Annotated in this window: 15 protein-coding genes, 1 tRNA gene and 1 riboswitch; of the genes, 4 read left to right on the top strand and 12 right to left on the bottom strand. The window is 61.4% G+C overall.

Annotation, left to right across the window (positions count from 1 at the left end; all coding sequences use genetic code 11):
• Positions 1–30: 30 nt before the first annotated feature.
• Positions 31–507: an Hsp20 family protein gene (locus tag V0U79_RS05620; protein WP_330198500.1), complete on the bottom strand. Its 477-nt coding sequence runs from the start codon at positions 505–507 to the stop codon at positions 31–33.
• A 226-nt stretch (positions 508–733) separates the two neighbouring features.
• Between V0U79_RS05620 and V0U79_RS05615 the strand changes: the two genes are divergently transcribed.
• A complete protein-coding gene (locus V0U79_RS05615) occupies positions 734–1,672 on the top strand; it encodes a class I SAM-dependent methyltransferase (protein WP_330198499.1) in 939 nt (312 codons plus the stop codon).
• Here V0U79_RS05615 and hisN read toward each other — a convergent pair.
• From hisN to V0U79_RS05600, 3 genes are all read right to left on the bottom strand, one after another.
• Positions 1,669–2,457 (bottom strand): histidinol-phosphatase, encoded by a 789-nt coding sequence (gene hisN, locus V0U79_RS05610; protein ID WP_330198498.1) that lies wholly within the window; start codon positions 2,455–2,457, stop codon positions 1,669–1,671. The genes V0U79_RS05615 and hisN overlap by 4 nt on opposite strands.
• A 44-nt stretch (positions 2,458–2,501) precedes the next feature.
• Positions 2,502–2,891: a helix-turn-helix domain-containing protein gene (locus V0U79_RS05605; protein WP_330198497.1), complete on the bottom strand. Its 390-nt coding sequence runs from the start codon at positions 2,889–2,891 to the stop codon at positions 2,502–2,504.
• A 118-nt stretch (positions 2,892–3,009) separates the two neighbouring features.
• Positions 3,010–3,906, bottom strand: a complete 897-nt coding sequence (locus V0U79_RS05600) for an N-formylglutamate amidohydrolase (RefSeq protein ID WP_330198496.1) — start codon at positions 3,904–3,906, stop codon at positions 3,010–3,012.
• 114 nt (positions 3,907–4,020) lie between these two features.
• Here V0U79_RS05600 and cpdR point away from each other — a divergent pair, with 114 nt between their 5' ends.
• Positions 4,021–4,386, top strand: coding sequence for a cell cycle two-component system response regulator CpdR (gene cpdR / locus V0U79_RS05595; protein ID WP_330198495.1), 366 nt, complete (start codon positions 4,021–4,023; stop codon positions 4,384–4,386).
• Between the two features lie 72 nt (positions 4,387–4,458).
• Here cpdR and V0U79_RS05590 read toward each other — a convergent pair whose 3' ends face one another.
• Entirely contained in the window at positions 4,459–6,435 is a 1,977-nt protein-coding gene (locus tag V0U79_RS05590; protein ID WP_330198494.1) for an alpha/beta hydrolase family protein, read from the bottom strand.
• A gap of 157 nt (positions 6,436–6,592) precedes the next feature.
• Positions 6,593–9,694: a TonB-dependent receptor domain-containing protein gene (locus V0U79_RS05585; RefSeq protein WP_330198493.1), complete on the bottom strand. Its 3,102-nt coding sequence runs from the start codon at positions 9,692–9,694 to the stop codon at positions 6,593–6,595.
• Positions 9,695–9,971: 277 nt separating this feature from the next.
• Between V0U79_RS05585 and V0U79_RS05580 the strand changes: the two genes are divergently transcribed.
• Positions 9,972–10,046 (top strand) — tRNA-Val (locus V0U79_RS05580).
• A 105-nt stretch (positions 10,047–10,151) separates the two neighbouring features.
• Entirely contained in the window at positions 10,152–11,252 is a 1,101-nt protein-coding gene (locus V0U79_RS05575; RefSeq protein ID WP_330198492.1) for an Mrp/NBP35 family ATP-binding protein, read from the top strand.
• On the opposite strand, the gene V0U79_RS05570 is transcribed toward V0U79_RS05575, so the two are convergent.
• The 6 genes from V0U79_RS05570 to mnmC2 all read right to left on the bottom strand — a co-directional run bounded on the left by V0U79_RS05570 (position 11,249) and on the right by mnmC2 (position 18,644).
• The gene (locus tag V0U79_RS05570) at positions 11,249–12,010 is read right to left on the bottom strand and encodes an ABC transporter ATP-binding protein (protein ID WP_330198491.1); all 762 of its coding nucleotides are present in this window, start codon (positions 12,008–12,010) and stop codon (positions 11,249–11,251) included. The genes V0U79_RS05575 and V0U79_RS05570 overlap by 4 nt on opposite strands.
• Positions 12,007–12,978, bottom strand: a complete 972-nt coding sequence (locus tag V0U79_RS05565) for a FecCD family ABC transporter permease (protein WP_330198490.1) — start codon at positions 12,976–12,978, stop codon at positions 12,007–12,009. The genes V0U79_RS05570 and V0U79_RS05565 overlap by 4 nt, the downstream gene beginning before the upstream one ends.
• Complete coding sequence (locus V0U79_RS05560) at positions 12,975–13,820, bottom strand: ABC transporter substrate-binding protein (protein WP_330198489.1); 846 nt, start codon at positions 13,818–13,820, stop codon at positions 12,975–12,977. The genes V0U79_RS05565 and V0U79_RS05560 overlap by 4 nt, the downstream gene beginning before the upstream one ends.
• Complete coding sequence (locus V0U79_RS05555; RefSeq protein ID WP_330198488.1) at positions 13,759–15,630, bottom strand: TonB-dependent receptor plug domain-containing protein; 1,872 nt, start codon at positions 15,628–15,630, stop codon at positions 13,759–13,761. Before V0U79_RS05555 ends, V0U79_RS05560 begins: the two co-directional genes overlap by 62 nt.
• Before the next feature lie 101 nt (positions 15,631–15,731).
• A riboswitch (cobalamin riboswitch) is annotated at positions 15,732–15,913 on the bottom strand.
• 21 nt (positions 15,914–15,934) lie between these two features.
• On the bottom strand, positions 15,935–16,759 hold the full coding sequence (locus V0U79_RS05550; RefSeq protein ID WP_330198487.1) for a WecB/TagA/CpsF family glycosyltransferase: 825 nt from the start codon (positions 16,757–16,759) through the stop codon (positions 15,935–15,937).
• A 112-nt stretch (positions 16,760–16,871) separates the two neighbouring features.
• On the bottom strand, positions 16,872–18,644 hold the full coding sequence (gene mnmC2 / locus V0U79_RS05545; protein WP_330198486.1) for a tRNA (5-methylaminomethyl-2-thiouridine)(34)-methyltransferase MnmC2: 1,773 nt from the start codon (positions 18,642–18,644) through the stop codon (positions 16,872–16,874).
• Positions 18,645–18,651 lie beyond the last annotated feature (7 nt).

Raw genomic sequence — 18,651 nt, 5'->3', positions numbered from 1 at the left:
GGCGCGCGTTCCTTTTTACTGCGTCAGGCCTCAGGCCGCTTTCGACTTGCCGCCCTCAATCACCTTTCGGCTCTTGCCCGACGTCTGGCCGATAGCAATCCGGCGCGGCTTGGCGCTCTCCGGAACCTCGCGGCGCAAGCTGACAGACAACAGACCGTTTTTCAGTTCAGCCGTATCAACGACAACATGATCGGCGAGATGGAAGCGGCGCTCGAAAGCGCGCTCGGCGATCCCGCGATAGATGTAGTTCGGGCCGTCCTCATCCGACTTGGCTTCCTTGCGGCCGGAAATGGTCAGCACGTTTTCATGAACTTCAACGGAGAGGTCCTCTTCACCGAAGCCGGCAACGGCCAGCTCGATCCGGTAGTCATCCTCGCCAAGCTGTTCGATATTGTAGGGCGGAAAACCCGCCGAAGGGTCCGTCTTGGACGCCGAGTCAATCATGTTGGCGAGACGGTCAAAGCCCACGATCGAGCGGTAAAGGGGTGAATAATCCAAGGTTCTCATTTGCTTATCCTCCTGTGAAGCGACAAGTTCAAACCCGGTCATGAACCTTCCTGACCGAGCCGGTTTCCGCGACCATTCGCCCGCCTTCAAGGCCGGGCCTGGCCGCGCACAGAACCCTTCATGGCATCCTGCCCGATTGACATGGGTATGCATTGCCGCGCTTGCAAGAGGTGCGCTGACCCATTAGGCGTATAGCCTGTAGGGGCAGGAAATTCGGGAGATTCCAATGCTGCGTTTTGGCCTGGTTGTTACAGGTTGTTTGGTACTGGCCGCTTGTGGTGGCGCTGTAGACGAAACGGCGGATGAAACCACCGAAGCACTTCCGACAAGCGAAGTTGCGTCCGGGGTGGCGGAGGTCGCCGAAGAAGCTGCCGGTCCGGAAACCGGAACGCTCGAATGGGCACTGGCTGGCGAATGGCGCGGCGAGAATGCCAGCCGGGATTCATACCGGCATCCGGCCGAAACGCTGGCCTTCATGGAGATAGACCCCTCCATGACCGTGGTCGAGATCTGGCCAGGCGGCGGCTGGTACACTGAAGTGCTCGCGCCCTGGATCAATGCCAATGGCGGCACCTATGTAGCCGCACATTTCCCGGCCGACAGCGCCAGTGCCGCCCGTCAGCGAAGCCGTGCGGCATTCGAAGACCGCTTTCTCGGCAACGACGTGTTCGGCGATATCGTGATACGTGACTGGGGCCCGGCGGAGGGAGAGTTGGGAGAACCCGGTTCGGCCGATGCCGTTCTGACTTTCCGCAATGTTCACAACTGGATGCGCGGTGGTTTCACCGAGCGGGCGTTCACTGAATTCTACGATGTTCTGCGTCCCGGCGGCGTTCTTGGTGTCGTTGAACACCGCCTTCCCGACACACGCGAACAGGATCCGATGGCGGGCTCCGGCTATGTCCAGGAGGCCTATGTGATCGCGATCGCGCAGGAAGCGGGCTTCGAACTGGTCGCGACAAGCGAAATCAACGCCAACCCGCTGGATACCGCCGATCACCCGAATGGTGTCTGGACTCTGCCACCATCAAGAAACGGTTGGGAAGAAGAGGGCTTTGACAGCGCCCCGTTCGAAGCGATTGGCGAAAGCGACCGGATGACGCTTCTGTTCCGCAAACCGGTCAGCGATCCGGTCCCTGAAGCAGAGTCCGCCAGCGAAGACTAGCTGACCAGCAGGGCAAGCGTCTCCGCGTGCAGCGATGAATTGGCGGCGGCGACCAGTTGACCGGTGGTGAAATCGTCATTGCCCTGCCAGTTGGTAATGACACCACCGGCCGCCCTGACGACCGGCACCAGAGCATGCAGGTCATAGAGATTTAGTCCGCTTTCAACGACCAGATCAATGCCGCCCGCCGCCAGCAAGGCGTAGGCATAGGCATCCATGCCATAGCGGGTGAGCCGCACCTTTGACCTGATCTTGCCGAAAGCGTCGCGTTCATTGTCGCGGAAAAGGTAAGGATCAGTGGTCGCGAGAATAGCGCTGTCCAATGACGGAATTCCGGATGTCCGCAATAGTGATTTCTGCCCGTTTACGGACAAGTCCGCTGACCCGCCGAACCCGGAAAAGCGTTCTTTTGTATGAGGTTGGTCGATTACGCCGAGAACCGGCTCTCCATCGAATGTCAGAGCAATCAGGACACACCATGTCGGCGTGCCGGCAATAAAGCCGCGCGTTCCGTCGATCGGATCCAGTGTCCAGGACCAGCCATTGCGGCTGGGCAGGACCGGGAATTCCTCACCCAGAATGCCGTCGCCCGGGCGCTCGGCCGCGATCAGGTCACGAATGGCCTGTTCTGCAGCGCGATCGGCAATGGTGACGGGATCAAAGCCGGTCCCGGCCTTGTTCTCGACATCTGTATTATTGCGGAAGTGAGGGAGGATGGCGGCACCGGCTGCATCAGCCAGCCGGTGCGCAAAAGCGAGTTCGGTTTCCAGATTGCGGCCATTCATGCCGCTGGACTATCAGGCCCTGACGGGCCTGTCAGCCAGGGAAATCAAGCCGCATCATTGGCCGGTTCGGACGGTTCGAGCGATTTGGCCAGTTCAAGAAGCCGCTTTCGAGGCCGTTCGCCAAGGCGGTAGTAGGCCCGCACAAGGTCCATCGTCTCTTTCTGCGAGAGAATGTCGGCCGCCATGGCGTCGGAGTCCTCGTCGTTTTCCTCTTCTATGGCCAGGCCGTCATAGAAATACTGCGCCGGGACATCGAGCGATTGCGAGAGCTCGAACAGGCGGGAGGCGCTAACGCGGTTGGCACCACACTCGTATTTCTGGATCTGCTGAAAGCGGATACCCACTGATTCAGCCAGTTGTTGCTGGGTCAGTCCCAGCAAACGGCGGCGGCGGCGCAGCCGCTTGCCGATATGAAAATCAATTTCGTTTGTCATTCTGCCGGCTCCGATTTTCGCTTCATCACCCAGCGTCCCCTTGACGCTTTCGCGTTAGAGGGGAGCAAGGGGCATGCCGAACCCGTGCCGATAGGCTTATTTACTCTAATATAATGATTTAAATACGGATTTCAGACCAGTCCGAATTCGCCAGACCGGTGAGAACGTTCGTGAGAATGGTTCGTGTCGCGGGAAACGTCCCGGAACGGGTCACCGATTCCTCATCCAGGTAGAGCCCGCGGTTAATCTCGATCTGGATGGCGTGCCGGTTCTGAGCCGGCTTACCATAGAATGCGGTTGTATAGCCCCCCGCATAGGGGCGGTTGCGCCGCACCGATAGTCCCGCATCCCGGAAAGCCGTTTCCAGGCGCGACATGATGAGGGGGTTACAGGACGTGCCATGCCGATCGCCGAGAACAATATCAACACCGCCTGCTGCCGCAGCCGGCATGGAGTGCACGTCGATCAGGATGCCCAGGCCGAAGACATCACAGGCGGCCTTGAGCTCGACATCGATGGCTCCGTGATAAGGTCGGTAATAGGTCGCGATACGGCGCCGGCCTTCAGCGACAGAGAGACGCGCTGAATAAAGCGGCCGGCCATCCGCACTGATCCGCGGCACAACACCCAGACCGGCCTGGACATGCGGCGTCTCTCCCGCCCGTGTCTGCTCGAGGTCAGAAAACAGGGCACTGTCCAATTCGCGCGTGGACCGGTTGGGATCGATGAAGACTCGCGGAAACGGCGCCAGAATTGTTGTGATCCCGGCCAGGGGCGCCTCGTCTATCAGGAGGTCGACATAGGCATCCTCCGACCGGCGCAGGGCGTTGAGCGGCAAGGCTGCCTGCGCGATCAGGTCCGGTGGATAGGTGCGGCCGCTGTGCGGAGAGGCGACCAGCAAGGGCGTGCGCTGCCGGTCCGGCCGGTGAACAATCACGGGCTCGTCAATCCGCGCGATCACCGCCGGAGCGGAATCCATTGCCGCAAGCGGCTGGGGCGAACCTGCTGAGGTCATTTCCGCACCATGGCGTCAGCTGCAAGATGTATCAACCGTAAGCGCCGCGTTCAGCGGGTTTTTACCTTAATGGGTTAGAGGTGGAGTCTGAAACATGAGGGTGGAGAGTGCCAGATGGCGAAAATCCTGCTTGCGGAAGATGACGGCTCAATGCGCGACTTCCTGGCAAAGGCGCTGAAACGCGCCGGACATGATGTGGTAGCCTGCGCCGATGGCGATGAGGGCATGTCGGTTTTTGAAGCCAATCAGGATCAGTTTGATCTCTTGCTGACCGATATCGTGATGCCGGGCATTGACGGGATCGAACTGGCGCGCCGTGCCGCTGAACTGGTGCCGGGGCTGAAGATCATGTTCATCACCGGTTTTGCCGCCGTTGCTCTGAACCCGGGCTCCAGCGCTCCGACCAATGCCAAGGTTCTCTCCAAGCCCTTCCATCTGCGCGAGCTGGTGGACGAGGTTGACCGCGTGATGGCGGCCTGATCACAGGCGAATTGACCAACAAAAAAGGCCCGCTCGAAAGAGCGGGCCTTTTGCGTTGGAACCAAGCCGGTGCTAGCGGGCCGGGTTCTGGTCTGTCGGCATGCCGCATTCATTCGCCAGCCAGCCGGTGAGCTCTGTAAAGAGCGTGAGCTGGTTGTCGAAGTTCAGCGTATTGGAAAAGTGGTCCGCATCCGGCAGTTCGACATAGCGGTGCGGGACATTATTCCGTTGCAGCGCATTGATCATGTACTGGCTCTGGTATTGCGGAACACGCTGGTCCACCTCGCCGTGAATGATCAGCAGCGGGATGCGGACATCCTCTGCAAACTCGTTCGGCGACATGCCGGCATAGCCCTCCTCGATCAGCTCGCGCTGGATCGGGCTGCCACCGAAATCGCGCTGGATGATGTCGAGATCGGACACGCCGGCCCCGGCAATAGCGCAATTATAGACCGGTGGCTGGCGAACCGCCGCCGCAAAGGCGGCATAACCGCCATAGGACCAGCCGAACATGGCGACCTGGTCGGGATCGGCTAGGCCCTGCTCGACGAGGTAACGCACACCATCATCCTTGTCGTCGGACATGGTGATGCCCCACTGCCCCCAGCTGGAAAGCCAGTGGTCGATACCGTAACCCTGCGAGCCGCGGTATTGCGGCTGCAACACCATATAGCCCCGATTGGCCAGAACCGAGACCCATTCATCATAGGCCCGGGTCTCGCTGACCCAAGGTCCGCCATGCGGCACAACCACCAGCGGATAGGGGGCCTGGCCGAAGGGTGGCAGTGTCAGGATGCCCGGGATCTGCCGGCCATCGCGGGCCGTGTAGGTGATAAACTCCTCACGGCCGAGCGCGGCATCGATCAGTTGCGGATATTCGCGGCCGATGACGACCGGTTGGCCATTGGCGATGTAATAATAGACGCCCGGCTCTTGCGAGGACTGCGAGAAGACCATCATCTGCGCGCAATTGTTCACGCAGTCATAGACGGTATTCCGTGTATTCGGGAAAGCCGCGTCAACCATGTTCTGGATCTCGGCAGCGCGCTCGCTGATAAAGGCGCGGCGCAATTCACCATCGGCGTAGAAGACAAATCCAGCCAGTTCCGGTTCGCGATCTGTGTCAGGCTCGAAGAATGCGCCGAGAATATCGACATCGTCGCGCTGATAGATGGTGCGGATGATCTCGCCCGTATTCATGTCCATGATGTGGGCGCCGATCGTATTCTCGCCATTATGGGCGAGGACGTAAGCGCGGCTTGAATCATCGGGATCGAAGCCCACGACATTGATCCCGTAATCGCCGTACTCGGCATAGTCGTTCAAGGACCAGCTCATGACTTCCTGCCAGTCCGGATCCTCCGGATCCGGGCGCCAGAAATAGGTGACGGTCTGGGTGCCGCGGTCGAGCTCGCTGGCAAATCTGGGATTGCCCTGCTGGTCGAGATCATAGCCACCGAACCGGGCGTTAGCCCGGAGAATTCGGCTTTGGCGGCCGGTGCGGATATTGTAGCGGTAGAAATCCGGGTATTGCAGGCGGGCGATCGATTCACCTTCCAGCCGGTCATTATAGTTATACCCGGCGGTCCGGATAATCATGTAATCGGGATCGCCCCACATGATCCGCGCAATGCTGGTATCATCATTCAGCTCGCGGAACCCGCCGCGGCCGGTGCGGTGCACGATGGCCCGCTTGGTTTCATAGACGCCCTGGTTGACGCCTTCGATGGCGTCGCGGACCTGCTGGCGGAACGAGACCCAGAGATAATCCGGCGAAATCCAGGAGACTCCGGTGATTTCCATCCGTTCGGCGCCCAGTCGGACCGGGTTTCCGGTCAGATTATCGGTTTCACGAACCTCGATGATGTAATTGCCATCACGCGCCGTCAGGCGGCGCATGACGATATGTTCGCCGTCCGGAGACAGCGCCACGTCATCAACGGCCTGATAGGTCGCAAAATACTCCAGCGGGACGACTTCGCCCTGCGCTTCAACAGAAGCGGCCGACGCCATGAGGGCGATGCCGGCAAGCGCTAATACGCGGGTCATTACACAACTCCATGCCCATCCAAGTCGATGAAAATACTAGAGCGGCACCGCGGCAAAAATCAAAGGTTTTACGCGCCTCGATCTGACAAACAGGCAAAGAAAAGCGGCGGCTCCCGAAGGAACCGCCGCCCATTTCCGTTTCCGGTCTCTTTCGAGACTAGAAGCGCTTGGTCACACCGAAGAACCAGCGACGACCCGGGACGTCGTAGCCGACACCCAGCGGGAAGTTGCGGATCGAGAAGACGCCTGCCGGGTCAACCAGCTGCGGGTCTTCGTCGAACACGTTCTCGAGGCCTACGTTGATGATCCAGTCGTTCGGCGTCCAGGTGATGGATGCGTTGTGAACGTAGTAGTCATCCGTGTAGTAGACCGGCGTACAATCGTTGGTCAGACAGGTCACACCCGAGGCCGTGCCCGGATTGTTCTCCTCGCCACCGCCGATATAGCGGGTGAACCAGGAGAAGCGCCAGTTGCCACGATCGATGGACGTACGGACGTTACCGGTCCAGTTCGGGGACTCGGTTTCACCAGCATTGTCGTCGATCGAGCCCAGAACGTTGAAGATCTGCTCGTTCAGGCGCGTGGCACGAACGTCAACCGTGACGCCGTAGCTGGCACCGAAGAGCGACCAGTCATCCTGGAAGACCATGTTGAAGTCGGCACCCTTGGCGGTGATCGTACCGATGTTGATGAACGAGCCATCAATCAGCGAGATGAAGCCGTTGTTATCACGCTGGATACGACCGCAGAAGGCCGAGCTCAGACCCGGATTGTTGCTGTAACAATCGCTGATGATGAAGCCGGCAGACGGCTCTTCGATCGAGTCCGACACAACAATGTCGAAATAGGTCACCGCGAAGCGCAGATCGAAGGCATCGAACCAGGGCTGTTCAGCCACGATACCGAAGGTCTGCGAGATCGAGGTCTCCGGATTCAGCTGGGTGGTACCACCCGTCAGGATCTCGGTCGAAACCGCGAGCGAGGTCCGCTGCGGGTTCAGACCCAGGCTGAGCGGGTCGAGGCCCTGTGCCCGGCAGTTGTCCAGAACGATCTGGGTCCGCGGATCCGGCTGAGTCGGGTCCAGGATCTGGTTGGCCGGGTTGGTCGGATCCGGAACACGCATGCTGTTCGGAACAATACACGGGTCAGCGACCGAGCCGAAGCCCGTGGCACCAGCCAGGAATTGCTCGCGAGCATTCGGCGCGCGATAGGACGTACCATAAGAACCCCGGAAGGAGAGCCAGTCATTCGGACGGTACACACCCTTCACAGAGTAGGTGAAGTCCGAACCGTAATTGCTCTCGTCCGTGTAACGGCCGGAGAGGTTGAAGGTCAGCTCTTCGGCGAAACGACGGCCGCTGATCGGCGTCAGTTCGGTTTCGAAGAAGTACTCCCACAGGTGACGGCGGCCAACGGCGCCGCGGTCGGAAGCACGGTGCTGGATCAGACCCAGAGCACGGACGTCATCCGCGTTGGATTCCAGGGCGTCTTCACGCCACTCGAAGCCGAGGATGAGCGGAACTTCCATGCCGAAGATCGTGCCCAGACCGCCGGAGAAGATACCGGTGACCATGGTTTGCTCGACGATCGTCATGTTGGTTGCCGGCGCAAACAGGTAGTCGGCTTCGGCTTGCGAGAAGTAACCGCCACCTTCCTGGTAGAGTTGCGGGCTGAACATGTTGACCGGCACACACTGCCAGCCATTCGAGTACGGCGCGCCGCACGAATACGTGCCGGTTACAGGATCGTAGGTCGTGGTGTTAATGGATTCCGCCAGGCGGGCTTCATGCACACCCTGGAAGCTCTGGAAACCGCGCGAACGGGCATACGAACCGGACAGGTCATAGTCCCAGCCGTTGAAGAACGGCAGATCGCCACGGAAACCACCGACGAAGCGGAACTGGTCAAGATCCGTCGACTGTTCGTCACGGTCGCCGCGGACGCGGACGATCGCGAGCGAGCGGGAGAAGATCGGCGCAGCCGCGTCCGGAATACCGAACAGGGTGAAACAGTTCACACCGGTCGGGTTCGTCACGTTGTTACACGGGTTGAACGGGTTGGATGCCGGCACGCTCGGGAAGAAGAACGGCGTTTGCGACCGGATGTAGGACTGACGGTTGGCAAACAGTGCTTCGTAGTAAACGGCCGTGTTGGAGCCCCAATCAATATCGTGCTCACCATAGGAGTAGATATTGTAGTTCTGGGCTTCCGGAATGAAGTCCGCTTCGCGCGCAGCTTGCGAAGCGTTGTAGTTCCAGAACGGATCATAATAGTCGAAGTCAGCCGTGGTGTTACCCGTCGACGGGCTCCACGGAACACCGCCACCCAGGGTGGATTCAGACCAGCCCGGAATACCGATATTGGTCATGCCCGGCGTCCAGTAAACCGAACCGAAGCCGGCAATCGACATACGGTTGATCAGGGACAGGGTACAATCACCCCAGTTCTGGCCCATGCCGTTCAGTGCCGTGAGGTCCTGGTTCCGGATGGAGCCATCAGCCTGGACTTCGATATTGCGCTGACAGCGTGCGGTGAACGGGCGGTCCTGGTACTGGATGCGCTGACGGTCGGTATATTCGAAGGCAAAGCCTGCGAAACCACGGTCGGAGTTGATACCCCAGGCACCCGAATAGTTGTTTTCCTGACCGAAACCGTCCGGCTGTTCACGGCGGTACTGGAACTCGAACCCTTCGAAGTCGTTGCGCAGGATAACGTTTGCCACACCGGCCACGGCGTCAGAACCGTAGATCGAGGAGGCGCCGTCCAGCAGCAGGTCGAAACGTTCAACGATGATACCCGGGATCACCGTCAGGTCCGGTGTCGTCGGAGCGCCACCGATACCGGCCGGCGACATGCGGCGGCCATTGACGAGAACCAGGGTCCGCTCCGGGTCGAGACCGCGCAGGTTGACCTGCACAGAACCCGGGCCGTTGTCGAGCACAAAGCCGATGAAGCTCTGGTCGATCTGGAAACCCGTGGATTGCGATTGCGCCAGCAGGATTTCCTGGGCGTTCACGAGACCGATTTCGCGGGATTGCTCACCCGAAATCGTCTGGATTGGCGAAATGGAGGTGAACTCCGAGCGACCAATACGAGAACCCGTAACGAGAACGGTATCCTCTTCTTCGTCTTCCTCGGCTTGATCAACCTCATCTACAGCGTCCTGAGCGAACGCCGGCGTTACGGTCAGGCCCGCCGCAGCGAAACCTGCCAGAATGGTAGAGCGCAGAAGACGCTCGCGATCCCAGAAACTGCTCACTGTCATACCCCTTCATGACTTATCTAATTTGGCTTGCCCTGAAATCGGAAGACGCCAAGACAAACGCGCACAGCCGGAAAGTGGCTACTTTCCTGATCGCACTATCGCCGCCGCCCTCAGTCTCGTAAAGCGTGTGCCCCATCTTCGCCGCATTTCCGCCCCGTCTGTTGCATAAAAGTCATACGGCCTTCAGGGCCCTGTCATTTTCAGCGGGAATGAAGCTTTGGCTTGCGTCCCGCCAGCACCGGCGCTAAGAGCCCTGCTCCCTTAGATGGACGGGCGCGTAGCTCAGCGGGAGAGCACTACGTTGACATCGTAGGGGTCGCTGGTTCAATCCCAGCCGCGCCCACCATTTCTTTCAGACTAAACAGTGACTTGCCGCCAAGGCTGCGGATGCCGCATTGGTTCATGGTTGAAGATGCCTATCTTGACGGCCTGATCAGGGAGAAGTGCTGACATGTCCGACGCTCTTACGCGCCAGCTCGATGAGATTTCCGACCCGGCAACCGGCAAGGGGCTGCAGACGGCCGGACGGCTGGATGGCGTTGCCGTCAGCAATGGCGTGGCAACAATTGTGTTGAAAACCCAGCCCGGTGAAGATGTCAGTGCGCTGAAAAAAGACATCGAGGCCTGCGCGCTCCGCGTGAATGACGTCGACCGGGTAAGAATCATCACCACGCTGCAGCGGCCGGCATCGGGTGCAGGCGATGCCCCTCAGGGACAGGGCGGGCCGCAGGCCGATCCGCGGCAGGCCAGCCCCAAAGCTCCCAAGCCCGCAGACCTTGTCATTGCCGTCGCCGCCGGCAAGGGCGGCGTTGGCAAATCGACGGTCGCGGCCAATCTGGCAGCGGCGTTGACCAAGGCCGGCAAGCGCGTGGCGATTCTCGATGCCGACATTTACGGCCCGTCCGTGCCGCGCCTGTTAGGCCTGCAGGACACGATGGGCCTGAAGAAAACCGACAAGGGCATTGAACCGGCCAGGGCGCACGGCGTCAGCGTTGTTTCCATGGGCTTTCTGACCAAGCCCAACCAGCCTGTGGTCTGGCGCGGCCCGATGATCCAGGGGGCGATCCAGCAATTTCTCAATGAAACCGATTGGGGCCAGCCCGATGTTCTGATCATCGACATGCCACCGGGAACCGGCGATGCCCAGCTGGCGATCGCCCAGACGCTGGCCATTGATGGCGCCGTCATCGCCTGTACGCCTCAGGACCTGGCGCTGGATGATGCACGCAAGGCCATGACCATGTTCGAAAAGACCCACACGCCGATTCTCGGCCTGATCGAGAATATGAGCGTTTTCCTGTGCCCGCATTGCGGCGAGCCGAGCGAGATTTTCGGACATGGCGGCACCCGCGCCGAGGCCCAGACCATGGGCGTCCCCTTCCTTGGCGAGATTCCGCTGACTATCGAATTGCGCGAGCGGTCCGATACGGGCCGGCCGGTCGCGTTTGACGACGGACCGGTGGCCGACGCTTTCGCGCGCGCCGCCGAGGGCGTGCTGGCGTCTGCCAGCGAGGCTCGCAAGGCGGCACCGGAAATCGTGTTCTCGGACTAGGCGAGATCCCAACCCACCGGGGCGACGCCGCCTGGAGCATCCAGTCCGAAAACCTGTTCCAGGGTTTGCGGGCCGAGCGCGTCTTCCGGCGGTCCATCCGCGACGATCCGGCCCGCATCGATGACGATCACCCGGTCAGAGAACCGGCTGACAAGGGGCAGGCTGTGTCCGGCAAAAACCACGCAAGCGCCGGATTTTGCCTCACTGGCCATCAACTCCATGATCTTCAGTTGATGCCGGGGGTCGAGCGCGGCTCCCGGCTCGTCCAGCAAAAGCGTGCTGGCTTGGGTCGCCATCGCCCGTGCCAGCAACAGCCGGGCCCGCTCGCCGGAGGACAGCTCATTGAATGGCCGATCACCAAGATGCGCGGTTTCAGTCTGCTGCATGGCGCGATCGACGGCCTTCCGATCTTCTGCGCTTGATCCGGTCAGTGGCTTGAGGAAAGGGTGCCGGCCCAGTTCCACAATGCGGCGCGCGAGGAGTGGCCAGGCCGGCTGGGCATCAGCCGGCAGATAGGCGATCCGCCGGGCCCGCTCCCGAATGGCGAACCGGGACAGATCAACACCCTGCAGCCGGACTTCCCCGCTGGCAGGCGATAGCTGGCCGGCCAGCGTGCGCAGCAGCGTCGACTTGCCCGCGCCATTGGGTCCGACCAGAGCCGTAACCTCTCCGGCACGAATCCCGAGACCCTCAATGCTCAGAACCTGCCGGCGGTCATAGGCACAGATCAGCTGATCCAGGATCAGATGTGCGGTCATGGCGACACCCTCCCCATTCGCCGGATCAGGTGGAAGAAGAATGGCACACCCAAAAGCGCCGTCATCACGCCGAGATAGAGCGGCGTGCCGTCGCCCGAAATCAGCCGCGTACCGGCATCGGCGAGGATCAGCAGAACGCCGCCGCCCAGCGCCGAGGGTACAAGCAGGCGAGAGGGTTGATGATCAACGAGCGGACGCAGGAGGTGCGGCACCACAAGGCCGACAAATCCGATCGCGCCGGCAATGGAGACCGCTGCCCCGACGGCCAGGGCCGTCCCCAGCACCAGCCGGATCTGCACGCTTCTGAGATTAACGCCGACCGCGCGCGCCGCCTCCTCTCCCAGAGACAGTGCGTCCAGATCGCGGGCCGTCGTCATCAGGATCACTCCGCCCAGCGCGACCAGAGGTGCGGCCAGCTGCACTTCGGTCCAGCTGGTATTGCGGAGCGATCCCATCAGCCAGTAGGCGATCTCCGACAGGGCCCAGGGGTTGGACGAGAAATTCATCGCCAGTGCCACCAGCGCATTGGCGAGTGCGCCAACCGCAACGCCCGACAGGATCAGCATGGTCGCGCTGGCCCCGCGCCCGGAAACCAGAAGCAGCAAACCGCCACCCAGCGCTGCACACAGTATCGCCAACACAGGCAAGGCCAGCGCGGACAGGGCAGAGAGCCCGAAATAAAGCGCGGCGACAGCACCCAGCCCGGCGCTGGACGACACACCAATCACGCCCGGATCGGCGAGCGGATTGCGAAAATAGCCTTGCAGCGCAGCACCGGACAGGCCCAGCGCCGCCCCGACGATAAGGCCCAGCAAAAGCCGCGGCAGACGTAATTCCATCAGGATCAGCCATGCTGATGGCTCACCGTCGAGACCATCCAGAATTGGAAACCCGCCTGCGAAAAGCCCCACGGCGAAGGCGCCCAGCAGCGCCAGCACAAGCCCCGTGATCAGCCGGACATCCGTCATGAGCCCGGCTCCAGATTATCCAGCGCTTCGGCAATGGCTTCGGCGGCGTCGATCAGATCTGGCCCGGCGCACGACCAGGCCGACGCCGGAATGTCGATGCGTGGCCGGCCCTGTAGCAGGCGGCGATAGGCGGAGTGACGGCGCCCTATGTCGGAGCGCGTCTGGTACCCGTCAATGAAATAGCTGGTCAGGACAACATCCGGATCGATTCGGAAGGCCCATTCCGCTTCCGCCGGCAGCCAACCCTCGGCACCGGCCTCTGCGGCGGCGTTACTGCCGCCAGCCGCCCTGATGGCGGTATCGACCAGCGTGTTTGCCCCCGCTGCGCCGCCGGTGACGCTGAGATAGAAGACAGAGGGCGCCCATCCCCTCGTCTCGGCGCGCGCAGCCAGGGCTGCGCGCCGCTGACCGATGTCTTCCCGAAGCGCTGCGGCTCTGTCTGGCCGTTCGACGGCTTCGCCCAGGGCTCTAAGATTAGCGTCAACGATCTGCCAGTCCTCGCCCCAGCCCAGTTCGATATGCGGTATCCCGGCCCGGTCCAGGAAATACCCGGCGTCACCTGCCCCGGCCGGCCCGAACACGACGAGTTCAGGCGCCAGAGCCATCAGGCGCTCGGCATCATGGCTGGCGCGCGGCAGTTCGAGCGCCCAGCCCGGCGCGCCGGATACTGGCTGGCCCGCCTGCCAGGACACAGCAGCAATGGCCTCGCGATCTGCCAATGCAAAGACATAGGCGTCGGCGCACAGATCCGCCGAAACAATGCGGGACGGACCATCGGCGCTAGCGGCCGAGGCGCACGCCCACAAACAGGCCGCGGCCCTCAGATGCATAGCCATAGACATCAATGGCCTCCTCATCGGTCAGATTGGTCGCTCTGGCGTAGAGCTCGACATTGTCCCGGACGCGCCAGGCGAGGCGCGACGAGACCAGCGTGTAAGCCGGCAATTCGACCGTATTATAGGTTCCAAAATCGGTATCCAGCTGGGCACTGGTATGATCGGCAGCCAGACCTGCCCGCCATCGGCCCGATGTCGATACCCAGGCAAGCGACACACTGCCCGTGGTCTCCGGGCGCCGCAGTTCCAGTGCCCCGTTTTCCCGTGTGTCAAGAAATGTCGCCGAGCCATAGAGGCTCAAGCCTGCCCCCAGATCCACATCCCCTCCGAATTCAAATCCTGATCGTTCCGAGCGGCTCATACGGTTGCGCGCCGTTGCGGGTAACACCATGAAATCAGTGTATATCTCATCACGCAGCTCGGACCGGAACCATGTTGCGGAGACCCGCGCTATGTCGCCAAAAGCCTGGTCCCAGCCGATTTCCCAGCCTTCGGACCGTTCCGGCCGGAGATCGGGATTGCCAGCGAAAATGCCGGGATAATAGCCGAATAGCTCATAGATCCCCGGATTCTTGACCCCTTCGCCCCAGCTGGCACGGACCCGGCCGCCTATCGTCGCGAACAGCCAGGCGCCGCCAGCCCGCCAGGTAAGGGCATCCTCGAAGCGCTCATTCCAGTCCTGCCGGGCCGAAACCGACAAACGCCAGGGGCCGCGTTCGAGCCGGTAGTCCGCGGCCAGTGCCGTATTGCGGATTGTCCGGGTCTGGTTGGAAAAGGCCCGGACGCCCGCATAGCTGTCAAACGCCTCCTCTTCACGCTCGAGAAGTCCCGTCAGGCGATGAGCCATTGCGCCGGATTGCCATTCCAGCGTCGGCTGATACCAGACCCGGAACCGGCTGGCTGCGGTGGAGGCGATGAAAATACCGGCATCATAGGTCTCCAGCCGGTCTGAAGAGACACTGGCTGCGAGATCATGCCGGAGGCCGGCGCGACTGGAGGTCAGCACGGCGCCGACAGCTGTTTGCTGGCCAGCGCTGGTCTGGCTTGTGTTGTTAAGCAAGCCATTGAAATCAGAATCGGAATCAAATTCGCTTTCAAAATCTGCAAATCGTGCAGCCCATTGAATCGACTCATGTTCCGAGACCTCATAGCGGCCTGTTGTCGAGGCGAAATAGCGGGAAAAGCCGTCTTTTTCGCCTCCCTGCCCGGAGATATCGAAGCCTTCGGAATCCATCGCGGAGAAAGCCACTCCGCCCGACCATCTCCCATCGCGTCCCGATGCCTGAGCTCCAAGGAAACTTGTGCCGAATGAGCCGGCCTCGAGCTGGATGCGCCCCGCGTCCTGTCCGGTTGAGCCGGCTGTGCGGATATTGATGACGCCGCCGATCGCATCCGGGCCCCAGAGCGCGGATTGTTCACCGCGCAGCACTTCGACGCGCTCAACACCAAAGCCTGGTGCCCGGGCGAAATCATATCCGCCGGTCAGCGGCACGGACGCCTCTAGTCCGTCCATCAGGACAAGGACATGATTGGCCTCTGATCCGCGAACCCGCAAATCCGTCAATCCACCGGGGCCTCCGGACCGCGATACCGCCATGCCAGGCAGCGATCTCAGCGTATCGGCTAGACTGGTGTGACCGCGCAGTTCGATATCGGTTTCGTCGACCAGGCTGGTGGCCGAGCTGATATCCTCCACGGCAGCCGGTATCCGTCCGCCAATCACAATGACGGTATCCTGTGTGTCCTGCGCGTACGCGCCGGACGACACCAGTAGAGCGAGTGCCAGACTTCGCCCATGCAGGACCTTCAAGGTCATGTTCACAACTCCGTTTTCGGCCGGGCGCTCGCCGGGCCGGGTTTTCAAGGAGTCGCTGCAAACGGATGTACCGCGCCGATCCTGCGTGACCCCGCACAGACGGACGAGCGACAGCACAGGCAAGTCTTCCGGCTTACGGGTCAATGCGGGCTTCACGTCTTCCCGGCTTTCACCAGTGACATTTTGTGAAGCCGCTCGCCGCTTACGGCTGCGGGCACAGCGGGGGACTTTCACCCCTCTTCCAGATTAATCCCTTGCGGGAACCTGTACTGGTGGGGTGCTTATCGCGGGATAGCAGTTTTGCCTAGAGGCCAGCGCGGGCAAGGCGCTTTTCGAACTCGCGCAGCTTGGCTCGGGCCTTGCGCCATTCCCACCACAGGAAAAGGATTTTCGGCCCATCGACCAGATAGCGCTTCCACATGCGGCGGGGTTCCTGCGCCAGACGGTGCAGCCATTCCAGACGCGAGCGCTGCATCCATTTCGGAGCGCGGTCGGCCTTTCCGCCAAGAAAATCGAGCGAGGCGCCGACGCAAAGACCAATGCCTGTGCAGTCCCCACGCTCAAGGCAGGCCTCTGCAATCATTTCCTGCTGGGGGGAGCCGACACACAGGAAGACGAAGCGTGACGGATTATCCGCGACGAATTGAGCGCATTCAGCAATGGCTTCAGGATTCTTGCGCAGCCCCATGGGCGGCTCATGCCAGCGGACATCCCGCAGGCCGTAACGGGCCTTCACATTCTCGACGACTTCGCGACTGCCGCCAATAATCGTCACCGGCTCGTGGCGCATAACGACATTGTTGAACAGGGTTTCGGTGAGATCAGACCCTGGCGTGACATCGACATCCTCTCCTGACAGCGAAGCGATGAGTTCGAGCACGCGGCTGTCGCATACCGTCAGCCAGGCCTGCGCATAAAGGGGGGCCAGAACATCGTCCCGGCGCAGGCGAACCAGATGGTCGACATTCGGCGTGACCACAAACTGGAACGGGGCTTGCGGGTCGCGTTCGGCAAGCCGCAGAACGGTGGTCGGAAAGTCGATATTATCGAACGCCGAATTCAGGAACCAGACATGACGCGGCCGCGAACGGCGGTCCTGCTCAGTCAGAATGGGCGTCTGGATGGTCATCGTTCAACTGTCCCGTTTCGCGCCAGTTGCGCGGGTTCGGGACGGTTAACTGCAAGCTCCACGCCTTGTTGTGCCAGGCGGGTGGAAACCGGCTTGCATGGTTAAGAGCAGGTTAATCTCCGCGTTTCAGCTCGCGGAAACGGAACCGGGCCGGATGCAGGGCTTCGCGGCCCTGTTTTTCCAGTGGTGACGGTTCTCCACAAAGGTCAGCGGCAATGGATTCAGCCAGGAGTGGCGCATGGGCAAATCCGCGCGATCCTAGCCCTGAAAGAATAATCTGTGGCTTGGTATCCGGATCGATGTCCGCCGGAACCGGCCCACCCCGCGCATACGCCCGCCAGACCGTATCAAATTCATATCCGGGCAGCGCACCGGATACGGGAAGCCGGTCAGGCGTTGTGGCCCGCACGCCCGACCAATGCTCCATATTACCCCGCAGGCCGGACGCAATATCGGGACAATGCTGTTCAAGGTCGGCCAGCAGATGGTCCCGCGCTTCTGCTTCCGGACCCGGGTAAGCGCTCTTCTCATGGGTTGCGCCAATCAGAACCCGATGATCATTCGTCGCCGAGACATAGCCGCCCCAGACAATCGAATGAGCTGGCGGTTCGCCCGGCATCACCATCACCCGGCCGGCACCGGGCGATATATGGTCCAGCGCCGCAACCGGACCGCGGCAATCAATCACCAGCGAAGCCTCCATCACGGTTTCGGGCTCGGTGATTACCTGCCTATCGCCAGCCAGGGTCCGGACAATATCAGCCGGAGAGAACCGGCCGGCCCGCGCCATCCACAGACCGCCCTCGCCAACCTCGTAGCCCTCGCCCATGGCCTCGGCGATCGCCGCATATCGCGAGACCCCGCCAGCATTTTCCAGAAGCCGCATTGCGCCCTCAGCCTCCAGCAAACCCAGATCCGAATAGAGCTGCCTTGCATATTCGAAGGCGGCCAGAGTGGCGCGGACATGCGGGCGATCCGCGTTTTCTAGGCGCGGCGTCAAAAGCCCTGAGGGCGCGCCGGATGCACCGCCGGCCAGGCCATCGGGATCAATCAGAAACGCCTCGCGTCCTCTCTGCCGCAAGGCATGGGCAAGGCTGGCTCCCGCAATTCCGCCGCCGCGAATGACCGCAGGACCTTGCTTGGGCAAGAGCCGCGGAAACGGTGTCGGCGCAGACGGATAAACCGGTCCATCGAACACCGCCTCCAGTCTTTCCCGCTTGCGGCCATAGCCGGGTTTTTTCCCGACAGCGAAACCCGCGCCTTGCAGGCCGCGGCGGACAGCGCCCGCCACGGTAAAGGACGCCGCACGCGTGCCCTTGCGAGACAGGCGGGCGATTTCCGGCCATACGGTTCCGGCCCACATGGCTTCATTGCTGGCCGGTGAAAAACCGTCGAGGAACCAGGCATCCACACACGCCTCGGTTTGCGGCAGGGCGCTGGCGATATCATCCTGGAAAAGGGTGAGCGTCACCCGGTCGGAATTGAACCGCAGGCGATGCGCCCCCTTCAGGGGTTGCGGCCATTGCTCCAGCAACTGATCCGACAGTGCTGCCAGTTCCGGCCAGGCCGACAGCGCTCGGCGGGCGTCGGCAACGCGCAGTGGAAACTTCTCGATTGAGATGAAGTGCAACCAGCCCTCTTGCGGCCCGGCCTTCTTCCATAGATCCCAGGCCGCCAGAAAGTTCAGCCCCGTTCCGAAGCCCAGCTCACCAATGACGAAATGATCGCAGCCCTGCCAGCTTTCCGGCAGGCCACAACCGTTCAGGAAAACCGCGCGGCTTTCCTCCAGCCCGTCCTCGACAGAGAAGTAGATATCCCCGAAATCCGGCGCGACCGGTCCGGTCTCGCGCCAGTCGAGCCGGGGCGGATCGCAATAGAGCTTCATTGCCAGC

It is taken from the genome of Hyphobacterium lacteum (assembly GCF_036330345.1).
Classification (GTDB): domain Bacteria; phylum Pseudomonadota; class Alphaproteobacteria; order Caulobacterales; family Maricaulaceae; genus Hyphobacterium; species Hyphobacterium lacteum.
The sequence above is the reverse complement of the archived record's forward strand: the minus strand, read 5'-3'. Positions and strand labels throughout refer to the sequence as shown.